At 52.8% G+C, this 15748-nt stretch carries 13 protein-coding genes; 10 read left to right on the plus strand and 3 right to left on the minus strand.

From position 1 onward, the window contains the following. Window positions 1–167: 167 nt before the first annotated feature. From ACP7IZ_RS04205 to cyoD, 5 genes are all read left to right on the plus strand, one after another. The gene (locus ACP7IZ_RS04205) at window positions 168–944 is read left to right on the plus strand and encodes a Bax inhibitor-1/YccA family protein (protein ID WP_426847974.1); all 777 of its coding nucleotides are present in this window, start codon (window positions 168–170) and stop codon (window positions 942–944) included. A 612-nt stretch (window positions 945–1556) separates the two neighbouring features. After that, complete coding sequence (gene cyoA / locus ACP7IZ_RS04210) at window positions 1557–2483, plus strand: ubiquinol oxidase subunit II (protein ID WP_006116679.1); 927 nt, start codon at window positions 1557–1559, stop codon at window positions 2481–2483. Window positions 2484–2488: 5 nt separating this feature from the next. Continuing rightward, window positions 2489–4480 carry a cytochrome o ubiquinol oxidase subunit I gene (cyoB, locus tag ACP7IZ_RS04215; protein ID WP_019087776.1) on the plus strand — a complete coding sequence of 664 codons (1992 nt, stop codon included), beginning with the start codon at window positions 2489–2491 and terminating at the stop codon, window positions 4478–4480. 1 nt (window position 4481) lies between these two features. Further along, window positions 4482–5087, plus strand: a complete 606-nt coding sequence (gene cyoC, locus ACP7IZ_RS04220) for a cytochrome o ubiquinol oxidase subunit III (RefSeq protein WP_006116681.1) — start codon at window positions 4482–4484, stop codon at window positions 5085–5087. Continuing rightward, window positions 5087–5419: a cytochrome o ubiquinol oxidase subunit IV gene (gene cyoD / locus ACP7IZ_RS04225; RefSeq protein WP_003629825.1), complete on the plus strand. Its 333-nt coding sequence runs from the start codon at window positions 5087–5089 to the stop codon at window positions 5417–5419. The genes cyoC and cyoD overlap by 1 nt, the downstream gene beginning before the upstream one ends. 259 nt (window positions 5420–5678) lie before the next feature. On the opposite strand, the gene fdxA is transcribed toward cyoD, so the two are convergent. Further along, window positions 5679–6011 carry a ferredoxin FdxA gene (fdxA, locus tag ACP7IZ_RS04230; RefSeq protein ID WP_012812302.1) on the minus strand — a complete coding sequence of 111 codons (333 nt, stop codon included), beginning with the start codon at window positions 6009–6011 and terminating at the stop codon, window positions 5679–5681. 170 nt (window positions 6012–6181) lie between these two features. Next, entirely contained in the window at window positions 6182–8722 is a 2541-nt protein-coding gene (locus ACP7IZ_RS04235; protein WP_426848231.1) for a helicase-related protein, read from the minus strand. Between the two features lie 9 nt (window positions 8723–8731). Between ACP7IZ_RS04235 and ACP7IZ_RS04240 the strand changes: the two genes are divergently transcribed. The 3 genes from ACP7IZ_RS04240 (at window position 8732) to ACP7IZ_RS04250 (ending at window position 11480) form a co-directional block, all read left to right on the plus strand. Next, complete coding sequence (locus ACP7IZ_RS04240; protein ID WP_426847976.1) at window positions 8732–10318, plus strand: leucyl aminopeptidase family protein; 1587 nt, start codon at window positions 8732–8734, stop codon at window positions 10316–10318. Between the two features lie 156 nt (window positions 10319–10474). Next, window positions 10475–10891 (plus strand): MarR family transcriptional regulator, encoded by a 417-nt coding sequence (locus tag ACP7IZ_RS04245; protein ID WP_426847977.1) that lies wholly within the window; start codon window positions 10475–10477, stop codon window positions 10889–10891. 142 nt (window positions 10892–11033) lie between these two features. Then, window positions 11034–11480, plus strand: a complete 447-nt coding sequence (locus tag ACP7IZ_RS04250) for a hypothetical protein (RefSeq protein WP_426847978.1) — start codon at window positions 11034–11036, stop codon at window positions 11478–11480. Window positions 11481–11490: 10 nt separating this feature from the next. Here ACP7IZ_RS04250 and ACP7IZ_RS04255 read toward each other — a convergent pair whose 3' ends face one another. Next, entirely contained in the window at window positions 11491–12588 is a 1098-nt protein-coding gene (locus ACP7IZ_RS04255) for a UDP-phosphate alpha-N-acetylglucosaminephosphotransferase (protein WP_426847979.1), read from the minus strand. On the opposite strand from ACP7IZ_RS04255, the gene ACP7IZ_RS04260 reads away from it, so the two are divergent. Beyond that, window positions 12582–14612, plus strand: coding sequence for a polysaccharide biosynthesis protein (locus tag ACP7IZ_RS04260; protein ID WP_426847980.1), 2031 nt, complete (start codon window positions 12582–12584; stop codon window positions 14610–14612). The genes ACP7IZ_RS04255 and ACP7IZ_RS04260 overlap by 7 nt on opposite strands. Beyond that, window positions 14609–15745 (plus strand): DegT/DnrJ/EryC1/StrS family aminotransferase, encoded by a 1137-nt coding sequence (locus tag ACP7IZ_RS04265; RefSeq protein WP_426847981.1) that lies wholly within the window; start codon window positions 14609–14611, stop codon window positions 15743–15745. The genes ACP7IZ_RS04260 and ACP7IZ_RS04265 overlap by 4 nt, the downstream gene beginning before the upstream one ends. Window positions 15746–15748 lie beyond the last annotated feature (3 nt).

The following is a 15748-nucleotide window of genomic DNA, read 5'->3' on the forward strand; positions in this document are numbered from 1 at the left end:
TTGTGATGGCCGATTTGTGGGGGAGCGCGTTATATGAAGAGATAAAAATCAGGCAGGAATAAAGCGCCCTGTTTTTGACCTGATTCTTTGTAACCCTTGACGACAGGGCAGGGCAGCCACAAGTATTAAGCAAAGCCGGCCTGTCCGGACAAGGAGAGTTAAACACCATGTCGTTTAGTCACGACTACCGATCCCCCGCTACGCCCACAGACTGGAATGCTCAGGCAGCCAATCTGGATGCTGGGCTGCGGGCCTATATGCTACGCGTTTATAACTGGATGGCATCTGGCCTGCTGCTTACCGGTATAGTGGCATATGTTATTGCCAACACAAGTTTGAGCCATCTGTTTTTTCAGGTGGTACAGGTACCGGGTGGCTTGGTGCCGCGCCCAACATTGTTGGGTGATGTGGCTATGCTTTCGCCATTGGCATTTGTGCTTGTTATGTCCTTCGGTTTGAACAGGCTTTCCCTGCAGGGTGCGCAAGCGCTGTTTTGGGCGTTTTGTGCCACCATGGGCGCTAGCATGGCCAATATTTTCGTTATTTATACAGATACATCTATTGTCCGGGTGTTTCTGGTAACGGCCTGCATGTTCGCTGCAACGTCTTTGTGGGGATACGTTACCAAAGCCAATCTGTTGCGCTTTAGCTCTTTCCTGATGATGGGGCTGTTTGGGCTGCTGATTGCTGGCTTGGTGAACCTGTTCCTGAAGAGCCCGGCTTTGTATTATGTGTACAGCATTGTGGGTGTCTTCATCTTTACAGCGTTCAGTGCATTTGATGCGCAGCGTATCCGGGTTACCTATCCGCAGCTTGCTGCGTATGAAGGCCCGGAAATGACAGCTAAGCGCAGCGTATATGATGCGTTGAGCCTGTATCTGAACTTCATCAACCTTTTTCAGTTTCTTCTGCAGTTTATGGGCGCAAGAAACTCCAACGATTAATTTATACAGGAGTCGGTATGGGGCGTACGCTCCGCCGGTATCCTAGAAAAGAAAACCCAGCCTCTCAGAGGGCTGGGTTTTTTTGTATGGGAAGGTATGCCCTGAATGAATGGCGGCATGTTTGTCCGGAATGCGTACCAAAATAGGCCGTTATCTTGATTCAAGATTCTGTAACGAAAATGTGAGATAAAATATTTTCGTGTAACGGCATGAAATCGAAAGCGAAATTGTATTTTCCAGAAAAATACAGAAATATTTTGAAATATTTCGTGAAGTTGTTTGCCTCTGTTTTTATCGCACCAGAGTACCCATGCCGCACCGCCATATCAGCTAACCTGATTATGACGAAAGGCTGATGGAACTTTTCCGACATTTGAGAATCTGCGCTTTAGGAATAAAGTGCGCGCAAGGTGTTTTCGCGCTCCGTTCATTCTGTCACCAGCACGATATGCCGTGTTCCTTGTGTTTATGAAGGAAACAACGGTCTGATATGTGTTTGTGGTAGGTGGGGAATGTTGAAACGCGGTTTTTCTTGCTGTTGTCAGGCTTCTATGGCAGCAGAACAAAGAGTCTTAGTGAGGCTAATTTGATGTCAGAACCAAGAGGCGTGCGATGAAAAACAAGTTACTGGCGAGAGTGGCGCGATTGGGCGGCCTATCGTCAGCATTGCTGCTTGCCGGGTGTGAACTTGATGTTCTCGACCCGAAAGGCCCGGTTGGTGAAGGGGTTAAAACCCTAATTGCCACCTCCACAGTCGCAATGCTGATTGTTGTGATTCCGACCATCCTGCTGACGCTTCTGTTTGCCTGGCAGTATCGCCAGTCTAACACGAGCGCCGAGTATCTGCCGAAGTGGTGCCACTCCAACAAAATTGAAGTGATTATTTGGGGCGTGCCTTCCCTGATTATCCTCTTCCTGGCAGTGATTACCTATCAGACCTGTCATTCTCTGGATCCGTATAAGCCACTTGAAGCAGAAGCAAATACCAAGCCTCTGCACGTTGAAGTGGTGGCTCTGGACTGGAAATGGCTGTTCATCTACCCAGAACAGGGTATTGCAACGGTCAATCAGCTGGCCATTCCGGTCAACACCCCGATTGACTTCAACATCACCTCTGATTCCGTGATGAACTCCTTCTTCATCCCGCGTCTTGGTTCCATGATCTACGCAATGGCAGGCATGCAGACCCAGCTTCATCTGCTGGCGAGCGAACCAGGCGACTATCTGGGTGAGTCTGCCAACTACAGTGGCCGTGGCTTTTCTGACATGAAATTCCACACGCTTGCTGTAAGCGGTGATGAATTCAATGCCTGGGTTGAAAAGGTGAAGTCTTCTTCCGAGCAGCTGGATAGCCAGACCTATCCGAAACTTGCTGCCCCAAGCGAAGCGAACCCCGTCGAGTATTTCGCGCATGTTGAACCCGGCATGTTCAACACGATCGTTGCCAAGTACAACAATGGCATGGTCATGGACAAAAGCACTGGCAAGATGATCCAGGTGCAGCAGTCTGCGATGTCCGACATGAATATGAAGGAATAGGATCTATGCTAGGGAGACTATCGCTCTCGGCCATCCCGTTGGATGTGCCGATCCTGGTAGGGACGTTCATCGGCGTTGTCATTGTCGGTGTCGCGGTACTGGGACTTATTACGTATTACGGTAAGTGGGGCTACCTCTGGAAAGAGTGGTTCACTTCTGTCGATCATAAGCGTCTAGCCGTGATGTACATCATCCTGGCACTGGTCGCTCTTTTCCGTGGTTTTGCTGACGCTATCATGATGCGTACTCAGCTCGCGCTGGCGTATGCAGGTAACCCAGGCTACCTACCACCACACCATTACGATCAGATCTTCTCCGCTCACGGAACGATCATGATCTTCTTCCTGGCCATGGCGTTCATGACCGGTCTGTTCAACTTCATCGTGCCTCTGCAAATTGGTGCGCGTGACGTTGCTTTCCCGTTCCTGAACAACCTGAGCTTCTGGATGACGGCTGTTGCGTTTATCCTGGTGAACGTTTCTCTGTTCATTGGTGAATTCTCGCAGTGCGGCTGGCTGGCATATCCGCCTCTGTCTGAAAATCAGTTCAGCCCTGGCGTTGGTGTTGATTACTACATCTGGGCCGTTCAGATTTCCGGTGTTGGCACGCTGCTGACCGGTGTGAACTTCTTTGTAACCATCGTGAAGATGCGCGCTCCGGGCATGACCTGGATGAAAATGCCTGTTTTCACCTGGACAGCTTTCTGCGCTTCCATCCTGATCATGGTGGCCTTCCCTGTTCTGACGGTTGCTGTTGCTCTGCTGGGTCTGGACCGTTACTTCGGGATGCACTTCTTCACCAATGATGGTGGGGGCAACCAGATGCTGTACCTGAACCTGATCTGGGCTTGGGGCCATCCGGAAGTTTACATTCTTGTTATTCCTGCCTTCGGTGTGTTTTCGGAAGTTGTTCCTGCATTTTCCGGCAAGCCGCTGTTTGGTTACAGCACCATGGTTTATGCAACCTGCTCCATCATGGTTCTGTCCTTCATGGTATGGGTTCATCACTTCTTCACAATGGGCGCTGGTCCGGACGTGAATGCCTTCTTTGGTATCGCGACCATGATCATCTCCATTCCTACTGGTGTTAAGCTGTTTAACTGGCTGTTCACCATGTATAAGGGCCGCATCCAGTTCCATGCCTGCATGTACTGGGCTGTTGGCTTCATGATCACCTTCACCATCGGTGGTATGACTGGCGTTATGCTGGCTATCCCGGGTGCTGACTTTGTTCTGCATAACTCCCTGTTCCTGATTGCCCACTTCCATAATACCATTATTGGTGGTGTGTATTTCGGTTACATCTGTGGCATGAACTTCTGGTTCCCGAAGGTGATGGGCTTTAAGCTGGATGAAACCTGGGGCAAGCGCGCTTTCTGGTTCTGGTTTGTTGGCTTCTATTGTGCATTCGTACCGCTCTACATTGTCGGTTTCGAAGGTATGACCCGTCGTCTGAACCACTACGACAATCCGGCATGGCATCCGTGGCTGCTGGTTGCTGAAGTTGGTGCAGTGCTGGTTATGCTTGGTATCGCTTGCCAGCTTACACAGCTGTATGTTTCCATCCGTGACCGTAACCTGCCGCAGAACCGCGACGTGACCGGTGACCCATGGAATGGCCGTACGCTGGAATGGTCCACCTCTTCCCCGCCGCCGGTATACAACTTTGCTATCGTTCCTCATGTGCACGAACTCGATGCGTTCATGCATGATAAGGAAAATGGTATTGATACCCGTCAGGCTGGTGCTCAGTACGAAGCAATCCACATGCCCAAGAACACCTCTTTGGGGCTGGCTTGTGGTATCTTCTCCCTGATCTTCGGTTTTGCTGCGGTTTGGTACATCTGGTGGCTGGCTGCTATTGGTCTTGTTGGTGTTATCGGTTCGGTAATTGCCCGCAGCGCTGATAAGGATATCGACTACTATATCCCTGCCGATGAGGTTGCCCGGATTGAAAACGAGCACACCCGTAAACTGATGGCACAGGCAGCTGAATAATATGGCACAGAACACAACTGTTCAGACCGCAGGCCACGACGAACATCACCACGAATCTCCGGTGGTGTTCGGGTTCTGGGTCTATCTGATGACGGACTGCATCATCTTCGGCACGCTTTTTGCCGTGTTTGCAGTTCTGCGTAACCAGTTTAACGGTGGCCCAACCGGCCACGAACTGTTCGAATTTGGTGGGCTTGGGCTGGAAACAGCCCTCCTGCTGGTTTCGTCCATCACTTATGGGTTCGGCATGATTGCCGCCCATAAGAGCCAGGTTTCCAAGGTTATCCTTTGGCTTGGCGTTACCTTCCTGCTGGGCCTTGGCTTTGTGGGGCTGGAACTGCGTGAATTTGCGCACATGATCGCAGAAGGCGCCGGTCCGGATCGCAGTGCATTCCTGTCTGCGTTCTTTACGCTGGTGTCTACTCACGGTCTGCATGTCACGTGTGGTCTGATCTGGATTGTTACCCTGATCGTTCAGCTGATGGGTACGACTGAAATTCCGGAACGTATGATGAATAAGCTCACCTGCCTGAGCTTGTTCTGGCACTTTCTGGATATCGTCTGGATCTGCGTTTTCACCTATGTCTATCTGGCGAGCATGATCTGATGAGCAATCCGCATACATCCTCCTCAGGCGAGAGCCACGGTAGCGTATCTTCTTACATTATCGGGTTTGTTCTTGCCGTCGTTCTAACGGTGCTGTCGTTTGGTGTGGTGATGAGCCATAGCCTCTCGCCGGCAGGCACTCTGGCTGCTGTTTCAGCTCTCGCTCTGGTTCAGGTTCTGGTGCATCTGCACTACTTCCTGCACATGGGCGGAGATTCCGAACAGCGCTGGAACAACATGTGCTTTGTTTTCACCGTTGCTTTCGTGGCCATCCTGATTGTTGGTTCGGTGTTCATCATGAACAACACCGCACTGCACATGATGTCCCGCTAATATGGTGATGTTTCTACCGCCGCGTTAAGTGGCGGTAGAGAGCAAGCTGAAAAAAGCCCCTGTAGCTATTATGGCTACAGGGGCTTTTTTATTGGGTATTTTCTGGCAGGGCATGCGGGGCGCATCTCGCGCCAACACATTATGCAGCTTCTGGGGAAAGCAGAGGTAACTCAAGGTGAGGTGTTAGGGGCTGGGTACAAAAAAATGGTGCCAGCCTAAGGCCGACACCATTTCTCCAAACCTTAGTAAATAAAGGTTCTCAGTCTTTCTGCGGATTGGGGGAAAGCAGCTCTGTTTTGTTAGGCTTGTCTTTCCATTCTTCCGCATCAGCCGGGGGCGTGCCCTTGCGCGTAATGTTTGGCCACTGGGTAGCGTATTTTGCGTTGATTTCTGCCCACGCTGCTGCACGGTCGTCGCTATCAGGGAAAATGGCTTCGGCGGGGCATTCAGGCTCACACACGCCGCAGTCAATGCATTCATCTGGGTTGATGACCAGAAAGTTTTCACCAGCGTAGAAGCAGTCAACGGGGCAGACTTCCACACAGTCCATGAATTTGCAGCGGATGCAGTTTTCAGTGACCACGTAGGTCATTGCCATCTCCGAAAATATCTGGCGGTGGAGGAGGGGCTCTCACCGCGTGGGGTCAGATGGCAGTACCTTTATATAGAAGCCTGCCACCAAGGATGGCGCAGATATGAGGTGCTTTTGCCCTAATGGCAACCCGCCTGTGTAAGGAGGGCAGCTTTCTTTTTACAACAGGGCTATGGTTGATAGTGTTGCCGAAGCGTTGCCAGCACAGCAAAGGGGCTGTTGTGGTTATATTTTTCTGGCTGAACTCTACCTGTACGCTTTTTTGAGTGTTTCCGATTTTTTACAGTTTTCTGGGGGATAATCAGAAAGGGAGCAGGTGGGCCAGCATGTGTATCCGGTAAAATCTGGGGTTTTTGTATATGCAGCCCAAGGCTGCGCAAAATGCCCGGAAGAATAGCCTTTTTCACACCTAGCCGAGAGGCAAAGAAATTCGGAATCTGCCGTGATCCGTGTGAAATCAGAGCAATAGATTCAGCATATAGCGCAGCAGCAATATCGAGTCGGATCAAGGTGCCTTCAGAAATAATCCATCCAAGCCGCATCAGGAGAGATTTCTGCGGCGGTGTGAGCAAAGCGGGCAAAGGGGCCGAAACAGCGCCTGTGCGGGGCAGTTCTGGTAAAACAATGCCAGAATGTAAGCTTAACAAAAGGGCCCGCAAAGCCATGGAGCTAGGGCGCATTATTTTACTACAAAACACAGTGTTTTTTTGTTGGGCAATATGAAGGCGCTTCAGCATGTGTCTGGCACGTACTGGCAAGGCGGAAAGGTGCGGCACCTCAGCCACACCTCCGTTTTCTACCAGCATATGCACCATACCGCGGAGCAATGGCTGATCAGCTACTGCTTTTTCTGCATGAAATAGGGGTGCCAATTCTTTGCGGATATGTGCATCAACAAAGGCAGCTAGTCGTTGCCGGATTTTTTCTTTCTGTCCGGGTTCCAGAAATTCTGCCTCACGCACTTCAATAACCGGGTGCAGTACATCTGCTCCGGCTTGCAAGCGCGCAATGGCATCTTTCTGCCAGCTGAGTGCGCCATTTTGCAGGTTCAGCGTTATTTCTGTGTCTGGTGCCTGCAAAAACTGGGAAACACGATAGGGTATCTGGTTACGTGCCGCCCGACGTGCCGCTTTGAGAATAAGTTTCTGGTCAGACTGTGCAGCTTCAGGGTCTGGGGTAAAGCTAAAGCCCCGCATATGGCCTACTGCATGCCCTTCTACGCTCACTTCACCCGTGCGGGTAATGGCAGAAAGCAAAGGGGTGGTGTCTGCTTCTTCCAAGCGCCGTGCCAAACTTGCTGCACGTTTATCTACAAAGCGTGTGGTCAGGCGTTCATGTAATACGTCGGAAAGAGCATCTTCCAGCCTTAGGGTATGGTTCCGCCAGTGCGCAGCGTTTTCGACCCAATCTGGTCTGGCTGAAACGTAGGACCACGTGCGAATACCCATAAGGCGCTGCATCAGGACATCAATATCCCCCTCCAGCTGTTCCAGATTGGCAAGGCGAGATTTCATCCAAGCGGAAGGCAGGTGTCCTTTTTGGGCAAGCAGGATGAAAATCTGCTCACACAGTCGGATATGGCTGTCTTCCCCCAGTTTGCGAAAATCCGGAATCTGGCACACCTCCCACAACAACTGGGTGCGGGCAGGCGTATGGGCTAACTTTTGCACTGTGGCATTCTGCATCAGCGCAGACAGCGCCAGTAAGTCGGATGCAGGGGCGGCAGATTTCAGGCATCGGTCAGGAGGCTTCTGGCATAAGCTGGCGTAAAGCGTGCTGGGAGAGGTAAAATTGAGCTTGCTATTACGCCACCACAAAAACGGCAGCGGCTCGAAATGGTGGGTTTCAATGGCTTCTACCATTCCTTCCGGAAAAGATGGGCATTCTCCGGTTGTGCCAAAAGTGCCATCCTGTGTGCCTCGGCCTGCGCGGCCTGCAATTTGTGCCGCTTCCGCTGGGGTGAGCAGCCGGTTTCTGTATCCATCAAACTTGCAGATATTGGCAAAGGCAATGTGCCGGATATCCATGTTCAGCCCCATGCCAATAGCATCGGTTGCAACCAGATAATCCACTTCCCGGTTCTGGTAGAGGGCAACCTGCGCATTGCGGGTGCGGGGTGAAAGCTGGCCCATTACCACAGCACACCCCCCGCGTTTACGGCGGATAAGTTCTGCAATGGCGTAAACTTCAGCCATGGAAAAAGCCACAATGGCCGTGCGTGCTGGCAGGCGGGACAGGCGCATGTGCCCTGTATATGTCAGGTTGGAAAGGCGCGGGCGTGTGTCTATTTCTATGTCACGGATCAGGGTTTTGAGCAGAGGCGCAATGGTTTCTGCACCCAGAAAAAGGGTCTCAGATCGCCCGCGCGCATTTAAAAGCCGATCTGTAAAAACATGGCCGCGCTCGGGGTCAGCGCACAGTTGAATTTCATCTACGGCTACAAACTCCACCTTACGGTCAGATGGCATGGCCTCCACCGTGCAGGAAAACCAGCGTGCCTGTGGTGGGATAATTTTTTCTTCACCGGTAATCAGCCCAACGGAGCGCACGCCTTTAAGCTTAACCATGCGTTCGTAATTTTCGCGCGCCAGCAAACGGAGCGGAAAGCCGATCATGCCAGAGGAATGGGCTAGCATACGTTCTAGCGCCAGATGTGTTTTTCCGGTGTTGGTGGGGCCCAAAATGGCCCGCACGGGCGCATCGTCCGGCATAGATGCGTGATGAGCGGCAGCAGCCATACGGCGGGAAGAAACCATCATGCAAACATCGTCTGCCGCTGCGTGTGGAAAAGCAAGCCATCAGATGCCATTATCCTTGCAGAAGGAAATATGCTGACGGGTAATTCGCCTGAAAGCGAAGGGAGAAATGTCATGCCTGTTCGTGAAGCCGATTGTCTGGTTGTGTCCCGCCGAGGAAGTAAGGTGCGCACTGTTCATGCTGTTCGCCCATCGGAGCAGGCGGTTTTAGATACATGGGTAGGGGAACAGGCAGCGGCTTTTGCAGAAAGTTGTGGCTTTAAGGCTCGCCCCGGCCAACTGGTTATGGTGCCGGATACAAACGGGGCGCCAACGGCGCTATTTGGCGTGCCAGAAAAGGGTGTGGTTGACCCATTTATTTTTGGGGCTCTGGCGCAAGAATTGCCAGACGGAGACTGGCGGGTGGAAGCGCCGGATGACATTGCGCGCCATGATGTGATTTTAGGCTTCTGCCTTGGAGCATATCAGTATGGTTTGAAATCTGCATCCGCCAAAAAACCAACAACACGGTTGGTAGTCACGGCGCAGGAACGTGCAAGCGTGGCATCGGAAATGGCGCGTTCCATCTGGCTTGCGCGTGATCTGATTAATACGCCAGCCAACCTGTTGGGCCCGTCTGATCTGGCACGAGCAGCCAAAACAGTGCTGAAGGAATTTGGTGCTGATGTGGATGTTATAAAAGGGTCTGCGCTGGATAAAGCCTACCCTTTGCTGGCGCATGTGGGCAACGGGTCAGACCGCGGCCCACGCGTGGTGGTAGCGCAGTGGCATGGCAGCACGGCAGATAAAAAAGCGCCGCTGATTTCTTTGGTCGGTAAAGGCGTGTGTTTTGATAGCGGCGGGTACGATCTTAAACCCTCCAGCGGCATGCTGCGCATGAAAAAGGATATGGGCGGGGCCGCAACAGTTCTGGCGCTTGCCCGCCTGATTATGACGCAGGATTTGCCAGTAAGGCTGGAACTGCGGCTTGGCTGTGTGGAAAACAGCGTTTCGGGGCATGCCATGCGCCCGTTGGATGTGGTGCGTAGCCGTTCTGGCCTTACGGTAGAGATTGGCAATACAGATGCAGAAGGCCGTCTGGTTTTGTGTGATTTGCTGCATGAAGCAGGAGAGCAGAACCCCGATCTGCTGTTGGATGTTGCAACCCTAACAGGGGCCGCCCGTGTAGCTCTGGGGCCAGACCTGCCCGCCTTGTTCTGTAATGATGAGGCCTTTTCCGAGGTGTTTCTGGAAGCAGGGCAGCAGGAAGCAGACCCCATGTGGCGCTTGCCTTTGTGGCAAGGGTATCGGGAATGGTTGGGAAGTTCTGTTGCAGATATCAGTAATATTTCATCAAGACCTACGGCGGGCGCGATTACTGCCGGATTATTTCTTGAACGGTTTGTAAATCCAGATCAGCGTTGGGTGCATATCGACAGTTATGCCTGGAATGACAGTTCCCGCCCAGGGCGGCCAAAAGGTGGCGATTCTCCTGGGGTTCGGGCCGTTTTCAAAGCGATTACACAGCTTTTTTGTGAAGGGCAGGATACCGCTGCCATAAAGGCGTCATAAAAGAAGGGACAATATGTTCTTATTAATACTTTAAAAGAGTCGTTTCGCCTCCTATATGAAATCCCAAGGGGATTCGTTCCGTAACAGGAAGCGGGAATATGTCGCTTTATCTTGAGAGACCAAGATAAAGCGTGCAGCAAAAGGAAAGTGAAGCTTATGCCTCAGGCAGCAGAAAAAACAGAGGATCTGGCCAAAACCCTGCGGGATACGATTGTATCTTTGGTGCGCGGAGATGCTCCAGATCTGTCCGCTCGCCAACTGGCAGTGTTTTTGACATGTTATCTGGATGAAACCGGCCATACCGTACGTGGTCTGGCTGCCAGCCTGAATGTTTCCAAGCCGGCTATTACCCGCGCTTTGGACCGGTTGAGTGAACTGGATCTGGCCCGCCGTAAGGTAGATCCGCTGGATCGTCGTTCCGTGCTGGTGCAGCGTACGCCTAAAGGTGCTGCTTACCTAAAGGAAATTCGCACCATTATGGGCGAAACCGTAGAAAATGCAGCACGCAAGGCTCAGCGTTCCGCAGAGCGTGAACCAGTAGCTCGGCGTGTGCGCCGTGTAATGGCTGCCTAAGTTTTTGCTGGTTCAACCAGTTTGAAACTTTTGTAGGAAGTAAGCGTTTTTTCTTCACGGTTTTCTGAAAAGCCTGCTGTTTTATATTCTAAAGCAGCAGGCTGATTTTTCGGCCAGACCAACAAGAAGAAAGGAACGTTTCATGCGATTTTCTTCATTTTTTGCCGCAGCTGCGCTTGCGGCATCAGCCAGTTTTATTCCTGTCGCCCATGCTGAAGATGCCATGGGCTCACCCACTGCTACGGTTACTATTACAGCGCGGTCAGCCGATCTGGGAGTAGGCTATACATGGGGTGGCGGCAGGCTGCGTTACGGCGGTAAAACCTACAAGTTTTCCATTACCGGCGGCACAATTGCAGCTGTTGGTTATTCTAAAATTGAAGGAAAAGGCACCGTTTATAATCTGCATCGTTTGTCAGATTTTAATGGTACTTATGGCGCTGCTCATGGTGAAGCAACGCTGGGGCAAGGCTTGGGTGGCGCTGTTCTGGAAAACAAGAATGGCGTGCGAATCAAGATTGAAACCATTTCTCAGGGTGCACGACTTGCAGGTTCTGCACAGGGGCTGACCTTGACGCTGGGAAAATAAAAGATTGCAGTTACCACGCGCCAACAGGGTGTTGGCGCGTGCGTAAAATGGCAAAGCCTGTCCATATAAGCTGCGGCACACATACAAGTATAAAAGCCGTTATGCTTCCTGCTGTTAGAGGCATAGGGGCCACAAAACAGGCTACCATTATCCCCCAAAGTGTGAAGGCCCATTCCATGCAGGAAATGGCGGAAGCATATATGCCGCTCCGGTGGAGCACCTGATACAAATGCCCACGATGCGCCTGCACCAAGGAATGTCCGGCCAGTTTGCGGCGAATCAGCGTGAAAATAACATCATAAATCAACGGAAACAGCAGCGCAGGCCCCACAACCCACCCAGAGGGAAGCGCAGAATGTGCTGCAGCATACAGGGCGGCAGCACCTGCCAGTAGCCCACATCCTTGGCTTCCTACATCTCCTAGAAAAATGCGGGCATTGGGGAAATTAAAAGGCAGAAAACCTGCCAAACAAAAAGCCATAAGCAATGCAGGCCAATGTAAAGTTGGTACGCCCAGATAAGTAGCCGCTCCGGCTATACATAGCGCTGCAAGACATAAGCAGCCAGAAATCAGCCCGTTTAATCCATCCATGAAATTAACGGCGTTCGTTATAAATATCAGCCATAATACGGAAAGAATGGCCCCAATAAGCGGTGTGGGCCAAGGCAGAGTAATGCCTCCGGCCACAATGATGCAGGCAGCGGCGCATTGTGCTGCAAACTTAATGGCGGGGGACCACTGATAAATGTCATCAAGCCATGAAACGGCACATAACAAAAGGGTAGCCGCAGCCAGCGCGCAGGCGGGAAGGGAAAGAAACGGCTGGCCAGTAACATACATAAGCACCGGCAAAACAGCCGCAAAAGCAAGCATTACACCTATGCCGCCCCCTTTGGGGGTGGGCGTATCGTGGGCACTGCGATGCCCCGGTGTATCCATAACGGCAAGCCCGATCATGCCCCGCACAATACAGGCGGAAAGAATGCAGGCACCTAAAAGGCAGAAAATTGCCACACAGGAAAAAGAAAAAGACATGAAAAGACAGTCGTCCGGTTGAGCCGCTTCTAGGATGGCAGGTGCTACGCTATAGGTGCAAGATAATGGCATCACAACACTCTCAGCCCCTACACCGTAATCCGCGTCTGCGCCCTGTAAACAGGATAGCCGTAAATATCGTGCTGGATGGCGTATTGGCGGCACTTGCTGCACCTCTGGCGCGGTGGCTGGCGGCCCCGCAAGATGGGTTGCTGCACCCACTCTGGTTTCTGGCTGGGGGGGCTATCACGCTGCTTGTCAGTGGGTTGCCATTCCGTATGCCACAGCAATACTGGCGATTTTCCGGTGTTTCAGACCTTCTGGGTATTGCCGGGGCCTCCATTGCCAGTTCCGTGCTGTTTTCATGCGGGCTTGTGGCAGTGGGCTTTCCGTTACCTAGCCTGACCTTTCCCATTATTTATGCACTGGTTCTGCTGGTTATGCTGGGCGGGTTGCGTGTGGGGTATCGTCTGGCACACAGAATAGCCCTCCGCCGGGCCAACCTACGGCGAGTAGTGTTGATAGGGGCAGATACGGTTGCAGATCTGTATCTGCGTGCGCTGGAGCGTAACCCAGAGGCAGGGATTCGTGTTGTAGGGCTTGTGGCCTTGGGCACGCATCAAGCGGGCCGACGTATCCACAACGTTCCCATTTTGGGGCATGTGGAAGATATTGGTGCCGTTTTAGATCGGTTGGCCAAAAATAATATGCTGCCCGAATCCTTGGTGGTGACAGATCCTTCCTTCCGAGGTCGTGCTCTTACCAATGTGCTGGATGCAGCAGCCGTGCATGGTATCTCAGTATTGCGCACGCCCGCTTTAACAGATCTTACCCCCGCAGAGCGTGTGCAACTGCGGCCTGTGCCATTGGAAGACTTGCTCAACCGCCCACAGGTGCCACTGGATCGGGAAGGTATGGAGCGGCTGGTGGGCAACCGCACCGTTCTGGTTACGGGGGCAGGGGGCACTATTGGTTCTGAACTGGTGCGGCAGATTGCTCTGCTTGGCCCTAAACGCCTGATTCTGCTTGACCATGGCGAATTCGAGCTGTGGCAGATAGATGTGGAACTTGCAGATTGTGCCCCTCATGTGCCGCGAGAAGTGGTGGTGGCCGATGTGCGGGATGAAGCGCGGCTTGATGATGTGATGGCGCGTTTCCGTCCGGAATTGGTGTTTCATGCCGCAGCGCTGAAGCATGTGCCTATTGTGGAGGCAAACCCGGCTGAAGGATTGCTAACCAATGTGCATGGCACGCGTGTTGTAGCCGATACGGCATCTCGCCACGGGGCACGGGCCATGGTGGTGATTTCAACAGACAAAGCGGTGAATCCCTCCAGCCTGATGGGCGCATCCAAGCGAGCGGCAGAAATGTACTGTCAGGCGCTGGACGTGCGTGCCCGTGCATCGGGTAAGCCAAATGCCATGCGGTGCGTTACCGTGCGCTTTGGTAATGTCTTAGGGTCTACTGGTTCTGTTGTGCCATTGTTCCGCCGCCAGTTGGAACGTGGTGGCCCACTTACCGTCACGCACCCTGAAATGCGCCGATATTTCATGACAGTGCCAGAAGCGGTGGGGCTGGTGCTGCAAGCTAGTGTGCGCGGCATGCGCCATACAGATGGCTCTGGCACCGATGACTTACTGCGGCATGGCGGTATTTTTGTGCTGGATATGGGAGAACCTGTCCGCATTGTAGATCTGGCCCGGCAGATGATCCGTATGGCCGGTTTGCGCCCGGATGAAGATGTAACCATTCGTTTTACGGGCTTAAGGCCCGGTGAAAAACTGTATGAGGAACTGTTTCATGGCCGGGAAGCCCCAGTGCCAACCGATGAACCCGGCCTGCTAATGGCAACGCCCCGGCTGGTTGATCTGGAGCAGATACGCCAAGCGGTGGATCAGATTACGGCCTATGCGCGAGAAGGTGATGTGCAGGCTGCTTTGCGTATTCTGGCATTGCTGGTGCCGGAATTCGATCATAACCCAGCAGGAGAGGTGCGTGCCCTGGCGCCAGAATCTGCGGCGTCTGGTGCTATGGCGGCGGGTGTTGTACACAGCGGACAGGCGCAGGCCGATGGCAATGAGCAGGTGGCATTATGAACAGTTCACAAAACAGGCCTATCGCTTTTCTTGATCTCGCAGCCCAGCAAAAACGGCTGGAACCCGCATTGCGGCAACGGTTGGAAGCTGTTCTGGCGCATTGTCGCTTTGTAATGGGGCCAGAGGTTCTGGAGCTGGAACAGCGCTTGGCCCAGTGGTGTGGCGCGCAAGAGTGCGTGGGTGTTTCCTCCGGCACAGATGCTTTGCAGATTGTGATGATGGGGGAACAGATTGGTCGGGGTGACGCTGTATTCCTGCCCGCGTTTACCTACACAGCCACGGCAGAAGTGCCATTGGTATTGGGTGCCACGCCTGTTTTTGTGGATGTTGACCCACAGACCTTCCAGATTGACCCAGAGCACCTGCGCAAGCGCATTCGTGCCGTGCGGGAAGCTGGTAAACTGAAACCACGCGCCATTGTTGGGGTGGATCTGTTTGGTCAGCCTGCGCCTTGGGCGGATTTACGGGCCATTGCGCAGGAAGAAGACCTTTTTCTGCTAGCTGATTGTGCACAATCCTTTGGGGCAAAGCTGCATGGTGCGCCTTTGGGGCGAGAAGCCACAGCAACAACGCTATCCTTTTTTCCATCCAAGCCTTTGGGTGGCTATGGTGATGGTGGTGCTATTCTGACGGATGACCCGGAACGCGCAGCTCTTTATCGTTCCTTGCGTACGCATGGCGAAGGCACAACCCGGTATGAGGTGTTGCGCACCGGTATGAACGGACGGCTGGATACTCTGCAAGCCGCTGTACTACTGGCCAAGCTGGATGACTTTGCGCGAGAACTTACGCGGCGTGAGGAAATTGCCTGCCAGTATGATGCAGGCCTGAAAGATGTGGTGCAGGTGCCTGCGCGTGTGCCAGATAGCCAGAGCGCATGGGCCATTTATTCCGTATTGCTGAAAAACAGCGCCGAGCGTGAGCAGATGCAGGCCCGCCTGAAAGAACAGGGTGTGCCATCAGCCATTTACTACCCGCTGCCGCTGCATAAACAACCAGCCTACCGGGATCATCATGATGGTACGGCGTTGCCTGTTTCAGAAGATTTGGCACAACGCATTCTGGCGTTGCCAATCCATCCGGAACTGACAGATGAAGAAGTAGCCCGCGTTATTTCTGCGGTGCGCGGGTAAGAG

The sequence above is a fragment of the Acetobacter sp. AAB5 genome (assembly GCF_050106715.1).
Taxonomy (GTDB): Bacteria; Pseudomonadota; Alphaproteobacteria; order Acetobacterales; family Acetobacteraceae; genus Acetobacter; species Acetobacter oryzifermentans.